This is a genomic window from Sphingomonas soli NBRC 100801, assembly GCF_001591025.1.
GTDB lineage: Bacteria > Pseudomonadota > Alphaproteobacteria > Sphingomonadales > Sphingomonadaceae > Sphingomonas > Sphingomonas soli.
The window spans coordinates 1-3,070 of the sequence record NZ_BCTZ01000005.1 but is presented as its reverse complement, the minus strand read 5'-3'; the positions used below and the strand labels follow the sequence as shown (position 1 = coordinate 3,070).

At 64.6% G+C, this 3,070-nt stretch carries 6 protein-coding genes; all 6 read right to left on the bottom strand.

Translation table 11 applies throughout. The features are described 5' to 3' along the window. Positions 1-318: 318 nt before the first annotated feature. Entirely contained in the window at positions 319-456 is a 138-nt protein-coding gene (locus tag SSO01S_RS18110; protein WP_439646554.1) for a GIY-YIG nuclease family protein, read from the bottom strand. A gap of 3 nt (positions 457-459) precedes the next feature. Beyond that, entirely contained in the window at positions 460-630 is a 171-nt protein-coding gene (locus SSO01S_RS18105; protein WP_439646553.1) for a GIY-YIG nuclease family protein, read from the bottom strand. A gap of 303 nt (positions 631-933) precedes the next feature. Then, the gene (locus SSO01S_RS05410) at positions 934-1,494 is read right to left on the bottom strand and encodes a GNAT family N-acetyltransferase (protein ID WP_174520756.1); all 561 of its coding nucleotides are present in this window, start codon (positions 1,492-1,494) and stop codon (positions 934-936) included. 172 nt (positions 1,495-1,666) lie between these two features. Next, entirely contained in the window at positions 1,667-1,936 is a 270-nt protein-coding gene (gene rpmA / locus SSO01S_RS05405) for a 50S ribosomal protein L27 (protein ID WP_066796386.1), read from the bottom strand. A gap of 19 nt (positions 1,937-1,955) precedes the next feature. Next, positions 1,956-2,330 (bottom strand): 50S ribosomal protein L21, encoded by a 375-nt coding sequence (gene rplU / locus SSO01S_RS05400; RefSeq protein ID WP_066796383.1) that lies wholly within the window; start codon positions 2,328-2,330, stop codon positions 1,956-1,958. 174 nt (positions 2,331-2,504) lie between these two features. Next, positions 2,505-2,885, bottom strand: coding sequence for a heat shock protein HspQ (gene hspQ / locus SSO01S_RS05395; protein ID WP_066796380.1), 381 nt, complete (start codon positions 2,883-2,885; stop codon positions 2,505-2,507). Positions 2,886-3,070 lie beyond the last annotated feature (185 nt).

Below are 3,070 nucleotides of genomic sequence, written 5' to 3'. Positions count from 1 at the left end.
TTCGTCATCCCCGCGGAGGCGGGGATCCAGGGTGGTGGGCGGTGGGGTGCTTGGCTCTGGGTCCCCGCTTTCGCGGGGATGACGGTGTGGGCGTGGGGTGATGGTAGGGACGGGGGCTGGGGCGACGACCGAGGCTGAGGCGGCGATGAGAGGAAATGGGTGGCGGCGGTGGGGCGCGGTCATGAAAGCGCCCCGTTCGTCATCCCCGCGGAGGCGGGGATCCAGGGTTGGCGGGGGATGGGGTGTGTGGCTCTGGGTCCCCGCTTTCGCGGGGATGACGGTGGAGAGGTGGGGATGACGGTTTGGGGTGGGGCAGGATCAGGGTCTGCCGAGCGGCTCGAAACCCCAGTCTTCGGCCAGATCGCGCCATGTCGGGTTGGCCTTCTCGATCAGGGCAAGCTTCCACGTGCGCTCCCATTTCTTGATGCGTTTTTCGCGCAGAATCGCCGAGGTCATCTCTTAGTGGACCTCGAACCAGACAAGGCGATCGCAGCCATGCTCTGCGCTGAAGCCTTTGAAGGTCTTGTGGCGGTGCTGGTAGATGCGGCCGGGAAGATCGGAGGTCACGCCGGTGTAGATCGTGCCGTTGCGGCGGCTGGCGACGATATAGACGGCGGGGGTGCGGTCCATGCTGGAAGGCTACGCTATTCGTCTTGGCGGGGGAAGCGTGCGAAATCAGGAGAACCGCCCCGTTCGTCATCCCCGCGAAAGCGGGGATCCAGGGTGGTGGGCGGTGGGGTGTGTGGCTCTGGGTCCCCGCTTTCGCGGGGATGACGGGTAGGGGGTGTGCCCTATGGCTTGAGATCCCCGCTTTCGCGGGGATGACGGCGGAGAGGCGGGGATGACGGTGTGGGGGCGGGATGGCGTTGGGCGGGATGACGGGCAGGGGTGGGACGGATGGCTTTGGGCCGGGCCGGGAGAACGGCCCGGCCCTTACGCCGCCATTCGCGCGTCGGGGTCGATTCCGCCGGAATTATCCCCCGCAAACAGATCGATCGCGTAGCCGATCGACGGGGCTTCCCCGCCGCGGCCGCGCGAATAGAGCTGGGTGATCCGGCCGGTGGGCAGGAAGCCGAGCTTGCGCAGGACGCGGCCCGAGGCCGGGTTGTCGACATAATGGCTGGCGGTTACGCGGCGGATGCCGGCGGCGCGAGCGGCACGGAGGACGGCGGCGCCGGCTTCGGTGGCGTAGCCACGGCCCCACGCATCCGGGGTGAACCAATAGCCGAGTTCGTGCGGATCGTCCCGGCGCGCGGCGATGCCCATGCCGCCGATCAGGCGGATGCCGCCACCCTGATGCTCGAAGACAAGGAATTTGGGCTCGGCGGGATCAGCGAAGCTTTGAACATAGCTTTCGGCCGCCTCGATGGGATAGGGCCAGGGCGCGCGCGCAAGGTTGCGCACCACTTCCTCATGCCCGATCGCCTGCGCCAGCTGGGGCGCATCCTCGGCCCAGGCGGGCCGCAACGTCAGTCTCTCCGTCCGCACGAACATGACCATTCTCCTTGGTCTGCGGTGCCCCTTGACGCGTCCCTATGACACGCAGGTTGCACCGGCATTTCGCGGGAGAATAAAAAAGGGAGCCGGGGCGACCCGTCTCCCTTTTTCGGATTTCGTGTGGAAATCCCGGATCGCCCTGGTGGGCAACCCGGTTGGTCACCCGATGTTATTCGGCTGCTTCCGCAATCATATCTACCGAGCAGAATTTGCGGCCAAGCTTGCCCTGCTTGAACGACACGCGGCCGTCGACGAGCGCGAAAAGGGTATGGTCCTTGCCCATGCCCACGTTCACGCCCGGATAAATCTTGGTGCCGCGCTGACGCACGAGGATGTTGCCGGCGACGACTGCTTCGCTGCCGAACTTCTTGACGCCGAGGCGACGGCCTGCCGAGTCGCGACCGTTACGCGAAGAGCCGCCTGCTTTCTTATGTGCCATTTTGCTCTACTCCTCGAACTTACGCTTCGGTCGCCGGGGCGGCGGCTTCAGCGTCGGCCTTCTTCGCCTTGGGCGCGGCCTTCTTCTTCTCTTCCTGGGCACCGATGGCGGTGATCTTCAGGATCGTGTGCTGCTGGCGATGGCCGTTCTTGCGGCGATAATTGTGCCGGCGGCGCTTCTTGAAGACGATGACCTTTTCCGCCTTCGCCTGCGCAACGATCTCAGCCGAGACCGTGAGGCCGTCAGTGGCCTTCAGCTCCGAGCCTTCACCCGCGAGCAGAACATCGCTCAGGGTGACCGACGAGCCGGCCTCACCGTCGAGCTTCTCGACGACGATCTTGTCTCCAGCGGCAACGCGATACTGCTTGCCGCCCGTGCGCACGATAGCGAACATGGGTCTCTTCTCTAACAAAAGCATGTGCCCGCCAGGGTGAACCCCGGCAGGAGGAAGGGCGCAGCTAGTGGAGGAGGGCGGCGAAGTCAACCCGGAAGCGGAACTTCGGCCATATTTGCCGGGGCCTTAATATAGACGCCGCATCGGCGCTTTTCCGGGTCGGCGAACCCCGTCCTAGTGGCGATGTTCGCGGCGCAGCGAATAGCGGCCGGGGACGTGACCGTCGAACAAGCCATCGATCGCCGGATGATCGATCGGATCCTCACTGTCGTCCGCCACCAGATTTTGCTGGCTGACATAGGCAATGTAGCTCGATTCGGCGTTTTCGGCGAGCAGATGGTAGAAAGGCTGATCCTTGCGCGGGCGCACATCCTCAGGAATCGCATCATACCATTCCTCACTGTTCGCGAAGACCGGATCGACATCGAAGACCACGCCGCGAAACTCGAACAGGCGATGCTTCACCACATCGCCGATCGCGAAGCGCGCGGTGGCAATGGGCGGCATCGGGACCGACGCTTCGAAGGGCGTGGAGGGCGGGACGGGCTGCGTCATGCGTACAATCTAATGTTTCCGCCGCGCCGCACAAGGACTGTGCTTGCTACGCCCAAATCATTGCGCTAGAGGCCCCCGCTCTATCGACCAATGCGGCCCTGCTGGCGGCATTCAAGACCTCGCGGAGAGGTGGCAGAGTGGTCGAATGTACCGCACTCGAAATGCGGCGTGCCTTTACGGGTACC